Source organism: Candidatus Fermentibacter sp. (assembly GCA_030373045.1).
Lineage (GTDB): Bacteria > Fermentibacterota > Fermentibacteria > Fermentibacterales > Fermentibacteraceae > Fermentibacter.
This window is the reverse complement of sequence record JAUCPW010000059.1, coordinates 35,467-50,591: the sequence shown is the minus strand read 5'-3', so window position 1 is coordinate 50,591 and position 15,125 is coordinate 35,467. Positions and strand designations below refer to the sequence as shown.

At 62.0% G+C, this 15,125-nt stretch carries 10 protein-coding genes and 2 tRNA genes; 7 read left to right on the top strand and 5 right to left on the bottom strand.

Annotated features, from left to right (window positions below; all coding sequences use genetic code 11):
- Positions 1-7: 7 nt before the first annotated feature.
- The gene (locus QUS11_09800; protein MDM7993594.1) at positions 8-1,480 is read left to right on the top strand and encodes a glycosyltransferase family 39 protein; all 1,473 of its coding nucleotides are present in this window, start codon (positions 8-10) and stop codon (positions 1,478-1,480) included.
- Positions 1,481-1,585: 105 nt separating this feature from the next.
- Here the strand turns inward: QUS11_09800 and QUS11_09795 are convergent, their stop codons facing one another.
- From QUS11_09795 to QUS11_09780, 4 genes are read right to left on the bottom strand one after another with little or no spacing between them, the layout of a single operon-like run.
- Entirely contained in the window at positions 1,586-2,950 is a 1,365-nt protein-coding gene (locus QUS11_09795; GenBank protein ID MDM7993593.1) for a PhoH family protein, read from the bottom strand.
- 41 nt (positions 2,951-2,991) lie between these two features.
- Positions 2,992-3,720: a biotin--[acetyl-CoA-carboxylase] ligase gene (locus tag QUS11_09790; protein ID MDM7993592.1), complete on the bottom strand. Its 729-nt coding sequence runs from the start codon at positions 3,718-3,720 to the stop codon at positions 2,992-2,994.
- 1 nt (position 3,721) lies between these two features.
- The gene (locus tag QUS11_09785; protein ID MDM7993591.1) at positions 3,722-6,787 is read right to left on the bottom strand and encodes an efflux RND transporter permease subunit; all 3,066 of its coding nucleotides are present in this window, start codon (positions 6,785-6,787) and stop codon (positions 3,722-3,724) included.
- Between the two features lie 18 nt (positions 6,788-6,805).
- The gene (locus QUS11_09780; protein ID MDM7993590.1) at positions 6,806-7,456 is read right to left on the bottom strand and encodes a TetR/AcrR family transcriptional regulator; all 651 of its coding nucleotides are present in this window, start codon (positions 7,454-7,456) and stop codon (positions 6,806-6,808) included.
- Positions 7,457-7,598: 142 nt separating this feature from the next.
- Between QUS11_09780 and QUS11_09775 the strand changes: the two genes are divergently transcribed.
- The 6 genes from QUS11_09775 to QUS11_09750 all read left to right on the top strand — a co-directional run bounded on the left by QUS11_09775 (position 7,599) and on the right by QUS11_09750 (position 14,549).
- Positions 7,599-7,674 (top strand) — tRNA-Lys (locus QUS11_09775).
- 258 nt (positions 7,675-7,932) lie between these two features.
- Positions 7,933-8,007: transfer RNA gene (locus QUS11_09770), tRNA-Glu, on the top strand.
- 254 nt (positions 8,008-8,261) lie between these two features.
- Positions 8,262-11,981, top strand: a complete 3,720-nt coding sequence (locus QUS11_09765) for a C25 family cysteine peptidase (GenBank protein ID MDM7993589.1) — start codon at positions 8,262-8,264, stop codon at positions 11,979-11,981.
- Between the two features lie 62 nt (positions 11,982-12,043).
- Entirely contained in the window at positions 12,044-13,417 is a 1,374-nt protein-coding gene (locus tag QUS11_09760) for a hypothetical protein (protein MDM7993588.1), read from the top strand.
- A 483-nt stretch (positions 13,418-13,900) separates the two neighbouring features.
- Positions 13,901-14,203, top strand: coding sequence for a nucleotidyltransferase family protein (locus QUS11_09755; GenBank protein MDM7993587.1), 303 nt, complete (start codon positions 13,901-13,903; stop codon positions 14,201-14,203).
- A complete protein-coding gene (locus QUS11_09750; GenBank protein MDM7993586.1) occupies positions 14,193-14,549 on the top strand; it encodes a DUF86 domain-containing protein in 357 nt (118 codons plus the stop codon). The genes QUS11_09755 and QUS11_09750 overlap by 11 nt, the downstream gene beginning before the upstream one ends.
- Positions 14,550-14,663: 114 nt before the next feature.
- Here the strand turns inward: QUS11_09750 and QUS11_09745 are convergent, their stop codons facing one another.
- Positions 14,664-15,053, bottom strand: a complete 390-nt coding sequence (locus QUS11_09745) for a YqcC family protein (protein MDM7993585.1) — start codon at positions 15,051-15,053, stop codon at positions 14,664-14,666.
- Between the last annotated feature and the right edge of the window lie 72 nt (positions 15,054-15,125).

Here is a 15,125-nt window from a genome sequence, read left to right as displayed (position 1 = left end):
TCCGGCAATGCCCGGGACTGACGGTCTGTTCCGGTTCCTCCGCAGACTGCCGCCATGGCTTCCCGCCGTTGCGGCTGCAGCCGCTGCCCGTCTCCACGACCTCGGCGCCAGGAGCCTCTGGGTCGACGAGGCGTTCGCCGCGGGGCTCGTCGGAAGAAGCTTCGGGGACATAGCATCCATGTCGCTCTCGGGATCGCCCCATCCACCCCTTGCCTTCTTCTCCATAAAGCTCTCGTCGATGCTCTTCGGTACGACCGAGGCGGGCCTGAGAGCGGTACCCCTGATCCTGTCGGTCCTTGCGGTCATTCCGCTTTTCTCTCTCGTATCGAGATGGGTGGGCGGGAGAGGGGCCTTCTGGGCCGCGATGATCTGGGCGCTGGCCCCCTTCGCCGTCTCGCTGGGGCAGGAGGCATGGCTCTATTCCCAGATGGCCTTTCTCTGCTTCCTGCTCGTGGATCTCTGCGACAGGGCCTGGCGGGGCAGCCGCCGTGCGCTTGTCCCGGCGGTCCTGACCGCGGTCGCGGGCATGGCCACGAACGCGCTCTTCGCGATAGCCGTTCTCGTGGCTTGGCTCCTCCGGATCCCTGCTGCAGGCTTCCGAAAGCCGGCCGGGCCGCTCCTGGCGCTTCTCGCCGTAGTGGTGCTCACCCTTCCGGTCACGATCTCGACGGCCGGGCAGGCTTCCCTCAGGCGGCAGAGGATGGAGGCTGCCGGATTCTACGAGGAGACGCCCCGCAGGATCCTCATGGGCAGCATCGAGGTCCTCTCCTCGCTCATCCCGGACGGCATGGCTCCGCCCATCTCGCGGGACTCCCTCGAGCGCCCCCGGAATGCGGTGTTCGTCGCCGGGTTCCTGCTCCTCCAGGCCGGATGCCTGGCGGTCCTCCTCACCAGGAGGGAGATCCGTCCCGGATTCAGGATCTGGGCCCTGGCCTGCACGATCCTGCCCCTGTGCGCATTCATCTTCGAGTGGCCCACCGTGCGTCACCTGTCCATCCTCTGGGTTCCGCTGGCCCTTTCGCTCGGCGCGGCAGCGGCGCGGTGGAGGCCCGCCGGGCCCCTTCTCGCAGCGGCGGCGATGCTGACGCTCCTGTTCTACATGAGCACCACCACCTATCCCTACCACGGGAGCGACTGGAGAGAGGCCGTCCGCACGGTCGAGGAGGGACTGGAGGAGGGCGATGCAGTCCTGATCGCGGCAGGCCAGTCGGGAGGCCTTGCGTATGAGTTCTACCGGACGAACGATGCCCCCTACGTTTCCGCATGTGCTGCAGATCCGTACGATGTGCAGCCCATCCGGGCCACTGTAGACACAGCGGGCATGCTGGACAGCCTGCTTGCCGGGCATCCCCGGGTATGGATAATCGGCGATTTCTGGGGGGGGAGTACGGCGCTCGACATCGCCGCCGGGAGGACGATAGTGATGCATCGCTGGGTCAGCCCCGCTTCCGAGGTCGCTCTGGTCACGGCATCACGGTAGGCACATCCGGGCTGCGGCCGCTCACGGGAGGCGGGTGATGCCCCCGCTCCGTTCCGGATCAGCTGGTTCTACGCCTGATCGCCCTTCGTGGGGACTCCCCGGGGATCAGAGGATGTTGCTCGCCAGTTCGGCGAGAACGCTCCTTTCGCCCTTGAGGAGGTTCACCTGCCCGTAGATGTTCTGCCCGCGCATCCTGTCGACCAGATAGGTCAGCCCGTTCGACTGGCTGTCGAGATAGGGAGTGTCGATCTGGTAGATGTCGCCGGTGAAGACCATCCTCGAGCCCTCGCCCGCGCGCGTGATGATCGTCTTCACCTCGTGCGGGGTGAGGTTCTGCGCCTCGTCGACGATGAAGAACACCCTGTCGAGGCTGCGGCCCCTGATGTAGGCCAGCGGGGCTATGAAGAGCTTCTCGTGCTCCAGCATCTCGGCGATCTGCTTCTGCTCGTGCCCGTCGGCCGGGAACCTGTTCCTGATGACCGCCAGGTTGTCCCAGAGAGGCTGCATGTAGGGATCGAGCTTGCTCTTCACGTCTCCCGGCAGATAGCCGAGATCGCGGTTGCCCAGGGGCACCACCGGCCTTGCGAGATAGATCTGCCTGTAGTTGCGCCTCTGCTCCAGCGCGGCGGCCAGCGCCAGAAGGGTCTTGCCCGTGCCCGCCTTCCCGGTGAGAGTGACCAGCTGGAGATCCGGCCGCATCAGCGCGTCGATGGCGAATGCCTGCTCGGCGTTCCTGGGTTCGATCCCGAAGACGCGCTGCTTCGACACCCTCTCCAGACTGGACTCCTGCGGGTTGTACCTCACGAGCGCGCTGCTGCTGCCGTTGCGAAGGACGAAGTACTGGTTGGCCCTGGGGGTCTGATCCAGCCCGGCCTCGGCCAGCGGAACGCTGAAGGGCTCGGAATAGAACCTCGAGATGAGGGCGGGGTCGACCCCCTCCGAAATGCTGCTGCCGGTGTAGAGCTCGTCGATGTTCTCGATCTTGCCGGTCTCGTAGTCCTCTGCGTTGAGCCCGAGTGACTTGGCCTTCATGCGCAGGTTGATGTCCTTGCTGATGAGCACCACGGGGCGGTTGGGGATGGAGTGCCTGAGCTGCTCGGTGAGAGCGAGGATCCTGTGATCGGCCTTGTCGTGGATGAAGGCCTGGTCGACGACTGAGGAGCGAGGCTCGGCCGTCATCACGAACAGCCTTCCGCGCCCCTTCCCCAGAGGCAGCCCGTCACCGAACAGGCCGTCGCCGGAGAGCCTGTCCAGCTTCCTGATGAACTCCCTCGCGTGGAAGTTGATCAGGTCGCTGCCCTTCTTGAACTCGTCGAGCTCCTCGAGCACGGTGATGGGGATCACGACGTCGTGCTCCTCGAAGTTGTCGATGCAGTTGAAATCGTAGAGGAGCACGTTGGTGTCGAGGACGAAGACCTTGCCTCCTGCACGGGTCTTCCTTGACGTCGATCCCGCCTTCTGGACAGCCATGTGGTTCCTCCGTCGGTTCCGGGAGAGGGGCTCCCGGGGACTCACCTGCTCCGGACGGGCGAAAGCTCTCCGCTGTCCAGAAAAATCATCCCCTGGCCCGTCGAAAGCAACAGCCTGCCCTGCCCGTCGATCCCCTTCACTATCCCCGTGTCCAGCCTGTCGCCGCGGACAATCCGGACTTCGCGCCCCGACATCCACAGCCTCCCGGTGATCCCTTCCGCGCGGTCGGAGATTGGGTCTAGAGTCCTGTCGGGCCAGGCTTCGTCGAGTTCGAGGAGCAGCCTGTCGAGCAGGGCATCGGGATCGGGGGGGGGCGCGAAGCGGGCCCAGGCGACGGGAGGCGGCCCGCTCCGCCCGGGGATGGAGGGAGCCGCCGCGAGATTGACGCCCAGGCCCGTCACGAACCACGGGATGGGGAAGGTGCCGTATTCGGGAAGGATCCCGGCTATCTTGCCTTCACCTGCGATGACGTCGTTGGGCCATTTCACGCAGGCCCCGATCCCGGCCCGGAGGAGCTCGCCGCAGATGATGTCGGCAAGGAGGAGAGCCACTCGCGAGGCATATTCCGGAGATGGAGGCGGGACGAGCAGGAAGCTCGCGTAGAGGCCGCCCGGGGGCGACTCCCATGTCCTGCCCAGGCGTCCCTTCCCTGAGGTCTGTCTCACGGCCCTGACGACTGTCCTGTCGGAGAGGCCCCGGAGCCCCTCCTTCAGGAAGTCGTTCGTCGAACCGGTGCTTTCGAGCAGTATCCTCCGCCAGGTTCCCGGCACGTCAGGCAGCGGTATCCGGCTCGCACTTCCTCCTGCAGCCGAAGATCGCGTAGAGGCAGGGAAGCACGAACAGGGTCAGGAAGGTGGCCACCGTGAGTCCGCCCATGACGGCCCTGGCCATGGGGGCCCAGGTCTCGCCGCTGTCGCCGATGCCGAGCGCCAGGGGGATCATCCCGAAGATGGTGGTGAGGGCGGTCATCATGATGGGGCGCATCCTCACCCTGCCGGCTTCGGCGACCGCCTCGAGGACGCCCAGCCCCTTTCCGCGCAGCTGGTTGGCATAGTCGACCAGCACGATCCCGTTGTTCACGACGATCCCCGCGAGCATCAGTATCCCGATCATCGCAGTAACCGAAAGTGCCGTGCCCGTGATCAGGAGCGTGAACATCACGCCTATGAAGGCCATGGGGACCGTGAAGATGATGATGAAGGGCTCGAGGAACGACTCGAACTGGCTGGCCATGACCATGTAGACGAGGAGCGCGGCCGCGAAGATCGCTATCGTGAGGTAGAAGAAGGTTTCGCGCTGGTCGTCGACCTGTCCGGCGAGTTCGTACCTCAGGCCTCCGGTGTCCAGTGTGTCCAGCATCTTCTCGACGTCGTTCGCGATGCTTCCTAGGTCCCTGTTGTGGTTGGAGCACGAGACGGTAGCGACGCGCGACTGGTCGACGTGGGAGATGGTCTGCGGGATCAGGCCGGTCTCCATCATGCCGTAGGCCGCCAGGGGCCTGCCCGCGACCGGGGTGGCCATGATCTCCTCGACGTTGTCGCGATACTGCTCCGGATACCTCAGGAAGATGTCGTACTCGCTGCCGCCCTCCCTGTAGAAGCCGGATGCCTCGCCCATCACCCCGGTCGAGACCTCGGAGCCGATGGCCGCCCTGGAGACGCCGAACCGGGCCAGTGCCGATGCGTCGGGGATGAAGGTCCTCTGCACCCTCTGTATGTCCATCGACGTCTCCACGTCGCGGGTGCCGGGGATGGTCTCGAGCACGTCGGCGCAGCGTTCGGTGACATCCCGCAGCGCATCGAGATCCTCGCTGTAGAAGCGTATCTCGATGGGAGAGCTGCTCGACATCGGGCCGCCCTCGGAGAAGGTCGCCTCCAGGTCGGGTATCTCCGCCAGCATGGCGCGGATGCTGTCCTGGTACTCCTGCTGGCTGACGGATCTCTGATCCCTGGGAACCAGCGTGAGGAAGAAGTTGAGGTTGTTGGCGCTGTTGCTCCCGAACGCCGCGGCGAATCCCTCGAGCTGCCCGACCTCCATGTAGAACTCCTCGTAGTCGGTTGAGTCGACTATCCCGAGGATGCCTTCCCGGATCACCGTTGCTGTCGAATCGGTCGATTCGAGAACGGTTCCCGGGGACCTGAAGGTGTTTGCGGAGATGTACCCCATGTCGTTCTCCGAGAAGAACTCGATCGGGACCACGGCCAGGAGGCCGAGGGATGCTGCGAACATGGCGACAGACGAGAGGATGACCGCCTTGCGGTGGTGGAGCGCCCACTCGATGCCGCGCTTGTAGGAGTTCTCGATCCTCTCCATCCGTATGCGCAACCATGTCTGCAGCCTGTTCTCGGTGCCGTCACCGGCGATGCCCTTCACTCGCGAGGTGAATATGGGGATGAAGGTGAGGGCGACGAAGAGCGACACGACCAGGCTGAAGCTGATCGTCAGGGACATGTCGCGGAAGATCTGGCCCGCGAGCCCCGGTACGAACAGGATCGGGATGAAGACGGCGACCGTCGTCAGGGTCGATGCCGTGATCGCCATGCCGACCTCGGTGGCTCCGTTGATGGAGGCGGGGATCGGGGCTTCGCCGCTCTCGCGCCTCCTTACGATCACCTCGAGCACGACGATCGAGTTGTCGACGAGCATCCCCACGGCCAGCGCGAGACCGGCGAGGGAGATGATGTTGAGATTGACGTCGGCGAAGTACATCACGGCGAACGTGGCGATCATCGACATCGGGATCGAGATGGCGACGGCCGAGCTGCTCTTCCAGGAACGGAGGAAGACGAGCAGCACGATCACGGTGAGGACGAGCGCCTGCAGGGCCGACGTCCAGAGGTTGCCGATGGAGCCCTCGATGAAGCTCGCCTGGGTGTAGAGCAGGTTCACGTCGACCCTGTCGCTGTACATCTCGCGGATCTGGTCGAGCTGGATCTCCAGCTTGTCGCTCACGTTCACGGTGTTGGCGTCCGAGCGTCTGAACACCACGGAGACGACCGCCGGTTCGCCGTTCAGGCTGACATATCCCGTCTCCTCGACGATGCCGTCCTCGATGGTCGCTATCTGTTCGAGGAGCACCGGCGAACCGTCGGGTCTGTAGCCGACGACGAGCTGGGCGAGGTCATCGAGCGAATCGAACGATCCGGCTATCTTCACGGAGGAGTTAAGCCCGCCGACGTTGATCTCGCCCGCCGGGGTGTCCTGCCGCACCGAAGCGACCGCGCCCGACACCTGGCCGAGGGACAGGCCCGCCTGCTCCATGACCACCGGGTTCACGATCACGTTGATCTGCCTGCGGCTGCCGCCCATGACGCTGACGGATCCGACGCCCTCGACCCTCCGCAGCAGAGGCTCGATCTCGTCCTCGACTATCCTCCTCAGCTCGAAACCGTCGAGCCTGGAGCTCGAGAAGGCGATCATCATCGTGGGGGCGAGGCTCGCGTCGAGAACCATCACCATCGGGTCGGAGGCATCGTCGGGGAGATAGCTCTTGTACATGTCGATGTAGCGGCGCAGGTCGGTCTCCGCCTGGTCCATGTCCGTGCCCCACGAGAATTCGGCTGTCACGAGGCTGAGGCTGGGGCTCGAGGAGGACGTCACGCGCGTGACGTTCTTGGTCGAGGCGGCCGCCTTCTCGATGTACTCGGTGACCAGGTTCTCGATCTCCTCGGGTCCGGCGCCGTTGAGCTGGCTGAAGATCATTATCTGCGGGAACACGAGCTTGGGATACAGGTCGAGGCCGAGCTGGGTGAGACCGAAGATGCCCACGCCCAGCATGAAGGCGAAGAGCATCATGAAGGTCACGCGCTTGCGTACCGAAATCGCCGAGATGTTCAAGAAGGAACCTCCTGGAGCCTATTCCGCTGGAGTGAGCCTGCCCGGGTGCGGCCCGGCGAGGCTCTCCCCTGCGCCGAGTCCGTTGTAGATGAGATTGATGCACTTCTCCAGCCGTTCGATCTGCGTGTCTATGTCGACGTCGCCGCAGAGCGAATACTGGAAGAGCAAATCGATGCAGAGGCCGAAAAGGATGAAGGAGATGGAATCCTCCTGGGCGGACTCCGGCAGCGATCCTCTCTGTTTGAGCTTGCGCGTGATCTCGCGGAGCTGCGAGAAGGCATGGAGCTGGAAGTCGGGTCTCGACCTGCCTTCGAGCTGATTCTCTATGGCAATGCGGATGATGAAGTTGATCAGAGCGCGATCCAGGCTTGCGAATCCCCTCAGGTACACGGAAAGGAGTTCGCCATACGCCCTCTCGGCCGAGTCGGGGGGCGATTCCACCAGCCTTCGCGCAGCCTCGAAGGATTCGGACATCTGGTCGTGGCAGAAGGCTATCGTCAGCGCCTCCTTGCCTCCGAAGTAGTTGTAGAGCGTGCCCACGCTAAGCCGAGAGGCCGAGGCGATCCTGTCCATCGTCAGGTCCTCGAAGCTGTTCCTGGCGAGGAATGCCTTCATCGAAGCCATCACCTTCGCCCGGCGCTTCCTCTTCTGCTCTTCCCTGAGACTCAATCCAGCACCTTTCGTCTCTGAACCTGTTTCAGGTTTATAACTGGTTCAACATATTCCGGCAAGCCCGCGAACCCGGCTGGACGGGTTCCCCGAACTCGCGCCATTGCGCAGGAAGGCCTGTTTCTGCATGTTGCGCATGGTCGGGCCGCTAGCTCAGTTGGTAGAGCATCGGACTTTTAATCCGGTGGTCGGGGGTTCGATTCCCCCGCGGCCCACCACGGTTATTTCCGCGTCCGCGGAAATAGCCAGGCCTGGCAGCTGCCCGCCATCAACCAATCGATTTGCCGGGCGGGCAGCGAGAAGGCCCGGAGCGCACTTCCTCAGACGGGAGTCCGGATTCGCCAACGCGAATCCGGGCACGCCCTTTCGCAGATTCGCTCCGCGAATTATGCTGACGGGCTACCCGGCGATTTCGCAGAGCGAAATCGCTGATTTGACTTTCCTTTGCCTCGGAAGCGATAATTGCGAGCTTCGGCGACCCCATCGTCCAGCGGTTAGGACACCGGCCTTTCACGCCGGCGACACGGGTTCGAGTCCCGTTGGGGTCGCCAGCCCAGCCGTTCAGCCCCTCCAGAGTGGTTCTTCACCGTGGATCTTCACCGTTAAGTGGGACACTGGTCCAGTTAGCAGCACAGTACTCGATCCCTCCTCGTCCTGGAGGGCGCTGGCAAGCTCCTGCTCACGCCGGTAGGGAGCGACCCGCCCTCGTGCCTGAACACATAGGTGCAGGATTGCTGTCTTGACGCACCTTCACACAAACCCCATCTATTTGTAGCACAAAGAAGTGCAACAAGGGAGGGGTGCGATGTCCATCCATCACCTTCCATCCTCTATTCTTCTCGTCTCTCTCTCTCTCCTCATCTCTATTCCCGCTTCATCCCAGTGGCTCGAGTTCAATGCGGGTGCTTCAGAGAACAGCTACCCCCTGGTCGTGTTCAACGGGTGTTGGGATGAGCTTCTGACGTTCGACGTAGAGCTGCGCGGGCTGCTCGCGGAGACGGTCACAGTCGATTCACATTCCTACCTGCGCTTCCCTTCCTCCCCCGGCACCGTGCCGTCCGACGAGATCGGCTTCCCCGAGCTGCCGGTGGTGCGCAGGATGGTGTGGTTGCCGGACAGCAGCGACATCACTCTCGAGTACTCAGCCGACTGCTTTGACGGTATCGAGTGCCTGCCGATTTATCCAGCGCCGCTTGACAGCTTCCTCACGGACAGCACGGGAGCGGGCTGGATCGCCGAGTGCTTCCGGAAGGATTCTTCAGCCTACACCTCGATAGAATGGTATCCCGACACCCTTGCGAGGCTTGTGGGGGAGTTCCGGCTGAGGGATCTGCGGGTGGGGATCGTGGATGTGTACCCGGTGCAGTTCCTCGCCTCCGAGGACAGCTTGAGGGTATGGAGCGATATCGAGATAGCGTTGAGTTACGATACGACAGCCGACTGGCCGGCATGCGACCTGGGCTGTTACGAGGGACTGATCGAGGACAGACTGCTTGGGTACAGTCCAGAGCCGCAACCCTGGGCCCCGGTTCCCGGCGTCGTGATGCGGCCTCCGGATCTGGTCGCCGGCCCGGTGCGGGTTCCCGACTATGTGATCCTGGTTGCCTCGGGGCTCGACGGCTGGTGGGTGGACACCCTTGCACATCACCGTGCCGACTTGAACGGCTTCGACGTGGCGATAGCGCGGACCGATAGCGTGCTCAGCCAGTTCGGGGGCTCGTCGACTGCGATAACGCCCGACATCATCCGTGACTTCACCGAGGCCATGTGGGACTGGGGTTCGGCCGGGACCAAGCGGTCGTCCTACCTTCTCCTGATCGGCGACCACGAGGATCCCGGCTATTCAAGCGAAGACTGGTTCCTGCCGACGAACGTCAAGCTGGTCGGAACATGGCCCGAACAGGGCTCCGACGGCTGGTTCGCAGGATTCGGAGAACCCCCGGAGCAGTACGGTGTCTTCCCGGACATGATCATCGGTCGAATCCCGGCAAGGACGACCGCTCAACTGAGGGATGCGATCGATCTGATCCTCGAGTTCGAGAGCGAAGTGTCGATCTGGCCCCCGCCATCGAGCCTCGCCTGGCGGAGGAATCTATGTCTCCTCGACGGCCTTGCTCCAGTATCCGTATCGACCGGAGCCTGGGGCGTGGAGATGTCAACATGGCTGGGATACTCGCTCGACTTCGCAGCCTGCGGAGACGGCGATCCTTCCACCGGCGACGACGGCAGCAACATGTCGAGCAGACAGTGGTGCGACAGCTGCCTCTCCTTCATCGAGGATGGTGCGCAGGTCCTTCGATATCACGACCATGGTGCAGTCCACTTCTTCGAGTGCGCGATGGACGGTGCAGGCGGCATGCCAGACTCGACCTTCGACACAACTGATGCATGGGATCTCTGTGAAGGCAACGAGAACCATGGCTGGCCCTTCGTCCTTCTGGGAAGCTGCTCACAGGGAACGTTCAACTGGACGGACAGCCTTCAGTATCATCTTTGCTATCCATCCTGGATGTACCATGACCCTGACGGGACCGACTATGACTTCGAGGTGCAGTGCTTCGGTGAAGCTCTTCTTATGAACACGAGAGGAGGTGCAATCGGGGTTTTCGGACACAGCTGGGCGGCTGGGGCGGTTCATCTAGGGCTTTGTCGATCTGTAGCAGAGGATGTGCTCGAGAGAGGCATCGGCCGGATAGGAGACGCAATATCCAGCGCGAGAATGGAGATGTCCTCATCTCTCTGGGAATCCTGCGGCTGGGGAGACGATCTGGCAGGCGGAAACATTCTTGGCGACCCAGCGGTCGACATAGGCGACCGGGTGAAGTTCAGAAACCGATGCGATCTGATCATCTCTCCCGAGGACATCGGAACGAGCAGGTATCCTACAGCGCCTGTCTCTTCATCCCCGCGGGCGACCATTCTCCAATCGACCGTTCGTAATGCTGGAGCTGTAGAGTCGGGAAGCTTTTCTGCAACGATGGAGGTCGAGTGCGGCCAGTACGATACAACTCTCACCACGACCTGCGCCGGGCTGGATCCAGGTGAGAAGTCTATCCTGTCTTTCGGATGGATGGCCGGGAGCGTGAGCTGCCCGGCGACTCTGTCCCTCCAGGTGTCGGCTGACCCCCAGGGTCGCTGCCCTGACAGTTGGACTGCGAACAACGATGCGACTGCCGAGATCGAGATCATCGACTCCTACCCCAATGAAGATGGATGGCCGGTCCGGGTGCCTGGGTCGGTGGCATCACCTCCGGCCCTGGGTGACGTAGACGGCGACGGCGAGCTGGAGATAGTCATCCAGGCAGGGCAGCACTGGCTTGTCTGCGCGGAGCCCGATGGACAGATAAGGTGGGTGGCTGGGCCGTATGAGCTGTCAGTTGGCAGCAGCGGCTCGATCGATGGTTATTGCGTTCCTTCGCTCGGCAGTGTCGGCGGAGACGAAACCCCCGAGCTCGTCGTCTATACACCAGACGAACTCATCGTACTGGATGGAGGTGACGGGGATCTGCTCTATTCGAGGGCACATGGATGCGGCTCGTCTCTTCCGTGGGGATGGTATCCCAGGACCGCGGTGCTTGCCGACCTCGTCAGCGAGCAGGGGCAGCTGTACCGTCGAGACGAGATTGCCTATATGCTAAGAGATACTCTCTATGTGCTCCGGGTGCAGGGCGATAGCCTTGCGGCGCTTGATCGGGAGTACGTTCCTGGAGCAGTCACACTGGGCTCAACCAACATCCACTCATGGGTGTGTGCCTGCGATCTCGACGGGCAGTATCCTGCCGAGCTGATCATCAACTGCAGCACAAGCGAGATCCTGGGTGAGAACAAGGAAAGCCGGCTGCATCAGTACAGTTATACCGCCGGGAGCATCTATGCGAGCCGGACCTTCAGTGGTGTCTTCTACAGGGCGATCCCGGCGGTAGGAACCCTTGCAGGCTCAAGCATGAAGATCGCACTGCCCCGCGGCAGGGCTGCCTCGGACTTCTATCCGGCATATATCCTCGATGCCGACAGCCTCCAGAACACACCGATCGACTGCGCCTCGAGCGACACGACGAGCGAATGGGTTCTATCGTGTATGATCGCAAACTGGGACGCGCTTCAGGCTGGTACGGACCGTGTCACCGCTCCATCGGCAAACCGCGCATTCTCGTGGGAACCGGATGGAGATCAGCACTGGTTCAGCCAGACGGAGCAGTACCAGCACAGGCCACCGTTCGCGGCACTTGGAGATATGGACGATGACGGCTGGGCCGATCTGATCATCTCCGATCGAAAAGGATTAGTCAGGGGATTCGACCGAACTGGTACTCGTCTCACGAATCTCGGCTTCCCCTACACTCTCCCTTCCGAACTCCATGGTGGATTCGCGATTGCCGACATCGACGACGACGGGAGGATCGAGGTCGTGTTCGGCACTGCTGACAACTACCTTCATGTCTGGGAATTGGGCGAGTGCGAAGAGGGATACGCTCCCTGGCCGCAGTGCCAGCATGACGCTGCAAGGACAGGGGCTCTCGAGTGATCCCAGCGCTTGTCTCATCCTGCCTGATATCGGTGACGCACGCCCCGGGCTGGAGTGACCCGGTGATAAGCATCCAGACTCCTGGAGACGACTATCAGAGGAAAGATCTTGTGGTCGCTGCAGGGGAGTTGGTGCACCAGGGCTGGGACCTAGAGACGACTACCAGAATTGCACGCAACATCGTGCTCGTGGATGGCTCGTTCATCCTCCCCGACACTCTTGTGTCACGCGAGGTCTGGTCTGGGTATCCCAGTATGACGGCGGTAGGGGATCAGGTAGCATATTTCTGGCGCGAATCGGACGATCACATCTGGTACGCGCTGACCGATCAGGATGGCAATCTCACTCTTCCCCCCACCCAGTTCAGTTACCTGGGCTGCGTCTGGCCGGAGATCTCAGCCTCCAGTGACAGCCTCGGGCGGATACATCTGACCTGGGATGCTCCCGGGGGCATCTACTACTCGGTGTTCTATCCGGGAGGCTCCGAGGTTTTCAGGGATACTATCCCGGAGAGTGCGGAGAACTCGCTCGTGCTGGTCGACCATGAACGGGTCCACATCCTGGTGCTGGGCTTCACCGGTGGGAGCACTCAACTTCCCAGATATCTGGAGTACGATCTCGACTGCAACATGATCATCGCGCCGTTCGAGTTCGCAGATCCGGACTCCGATGCCGGGCACTCATGGAGTATGTCGTGTGATTCTGAGGGAAATGCCTGCATTCTCTACAGGGAATCGATTCTCTCGACATATGATGAGCATCTCAGCTTCTTCAGGATCGACCGAGATACAGGTTCCCTTCTGACAGACGGCAAGCTTATCTACACCGAGCCCTGGGGAGCTAACTGCCTCTGGCCAGTGCTCCTCCATAACACCTTGGAAGAATGCTTCTATGCCCTGTGGATAGAGAACACCCCGCCCTCAGGCAACCTCAATCTGATTCGGTTCTGCGTCATCGACTCGGATGGTGAATTGATTGAAACACCGTACTCGGCTTACGACTACACCGACGAGAATCCCGAAGACCTCTACTATTTCAGGGCTTGCACTGACGATGCGGGCGATGTTTTCGCGACCTGGACCGAGATCGATCCCGAGATACAGAAAGGATGGATCCGCCTGGGATGGTTCGACCATAACTGGCTGGGAGTCTGGGATGATACCACTTCGACTGCAGGGCCATTACTCCTCCTCAGTGCCTCATGCAACCCTTTTTTAACGTCGGTGACGTTCGTCTGCGAGGGCTACGTTCTTCCCGGCCAGCTTATGATCTACGACATCACGGGAAGGTTGATCCGGAGTCTCAGCGACCGGCAGGGTTCATCCTTCCTCTGGGACGGGCACGATGGCTCCGGGAGCGAAGTGCCACCCGGCACATATCTTGTCCGGGGCGCAATCGATGGGTTGGTGTCTTCTCTCAGGATCGTCAGACTCTGATAGCTCTAGGGCGCCTGTCGGCGCATCCTTCCAGCCCCTCCTAATCCAGTATGGGAAGAGAGGATGCCCGGGCCTCAGGGCCTTCATCGCAGTCCACGGTGTCAGGCTCCCCGTCCTCCATCCCCGGCGATGCGGAATCCAATCTCTACAGGCGCGTCTGAGGATGTACGTTCCGGCCCTTTCGCGGTTCGCCTGGCTCTCGTCTGAGGAAGTACTCCGAGGTCCTCTCGCGGCTTGCCGATCCGGTCTATCGGATCATGACAAGCCACTGCCGGACCAGCTTGTTCCTGCGGACGCAGGAACAAGCGAACTGCCGGGCCTCTTCATTTCCACAGACGCGGCAATGAAGGGGTCGCCAGCCCCGCGTGTTCCAGCTTCCATGATGACAGTGACCAGCACCATCCACCTTTCGAATCACTCAGCGCGGAGCAGGCAGGTGACTGCCCGTCCTCTGCTGTGCATAATGAAGCCGAGGAGGGAAGCATGATCGGGGTTCCACGCTCGAAACTCATCACCCTGCGAGCCTTCTGCAGGCGCAACGGGGTGCGGTCGCTCTCGGTGTTCGGCTCCAGGGCACGGGGCGATGCAGCCGAGGGCAGCGACATCGACCTCCTCGTCGAGTTCGAGGATGGATCCGGCATCAGCTATCTCGACCTGATGAACATGCGCCTCGAGCTGGAGGAGATGCTGGGGCTCCAGGTCGACCTCGTTGAGAAGGCCGCCATCTCGAATCCGATACGCAGGGAACGTATCCTCTCCGAGAGGAAATCCCTCTATGGCTCCTGAAGAAAGGGATGCAGCCCTTCTGTTCGATCTGACTACGGCTGCGAAAGAGATAGGTGCCTTCGTCTCGGACATCGACTTCGAGCGCTTCCAGTCCGAAAAGCTCGTCAGGTATGCCGTGGAGAGGCAACTGATCGTGATAAGCGAAGCTGCCAGGCATCTCTCGGAGAGTATCCGACTGCTCACGCCCGAAGTCCCATGGAAAGCCATAGTCGGCCTTCGCAACATCCTGGCTCACGAATACGGCGAAATACTGGCCGAGAGGGTCTGGCTCGTAGCCACCCGGGACATTCCAGCACTGATCGGGGCTCTGGAGCCTCACCTGCCCGAGGGTTTCCGCTCCCCCTGATCCCCTCGTCCCATCCCCTGGCATCGCCGCGAGGCGCGAGCATTCACAGAGGAAGGCGAGCAGCTGATTCGAACAGGTTGTTCGGGGAGCGCCCCGGAGTTGATTCAGCACTGATCAGAGCATTGGAGCCTGACTCTCTGGCCCTGAGTCCGTCCGGGTCCGTTCCGCCGCATATAGCACGATCATCCCGTCGAACTGGAAAAGGAGCCGCATCAGGCCGTGCGCCTCCTCGACCACCGAGTGATAGTCATACTGCCGCCGCGCCATCTCCCCGACCTGGCTGTCCGCCGGGAGGCTATCCTCGATCACCGCACGCCTCGCGTTCGGCAGGAACATCTGCTGCAGCCACCATTCGAACGACGGGGCGTCCAGATAGCTACGTATGGCGTGCCGATCGTCCACCTCGGCGAAACCCGGCGCCGTCTCGTCCCAGAAACCGATGCGCCTCATCTCGGCTTCGATCTCGCCGAGCTTCGCCGTCAGTTCCTCTCTGCGCCGGTCCATGTTCCTCCGCCATTCCTGCCATATACCAGCCTGGCAGAACGATGCCAGGACAGCTTCACGAGAGCAGCGGTT

What these genes read in the sequence shown, in the direction of transcription:
- QUS11_09765 (MDM7993589.1), top strand. Translation starts at nt 8,262, where the DNA reads ATGTCCATCCATCACCTTCCATCCTCTATTCTTCTCGTCTCTCTCTCT.
- QUS11_09800 (MDM7993594.1), top strand. Translation starts at nt 8, where the DNA reads ATGCCCGGGACTGACGGTCTGTTCCGGTTCCTCCGCAGACTGCCGCCA.
- QUS11_09745 (MDM7993585.1), bottom strand. Translation starts at nt 15,053, where the DNA reads ATGGACCGGCGCAGAGAGGAACTGACGGCGAAGCTCGGCGAGATCGAA.
- QUS11_09755 (MDM7993587.1), top strand. Translation starts at nt 13,901, where the DNA reads ATGATCGGGGTTCCACGCTCGAAACTCATCACCCTGCGAGCCTTCTGC.
- QUS11_09750 (MDM7993586.1), top strand. Translation starts at nt 14,193, where the DNA reads ATGGCTCCTGAAGAAAGGGATGCAGCCCTTCTGTTCGATCTGACTACG.
- QUS11_09795 (MDM7993593.1), bottom strand. Translation starts at nt 2,950, where the DNA reads ATGGCTGTCCAGAAGGCGGGATCGACGTCAAGGAAGACCCGTGCAGGA.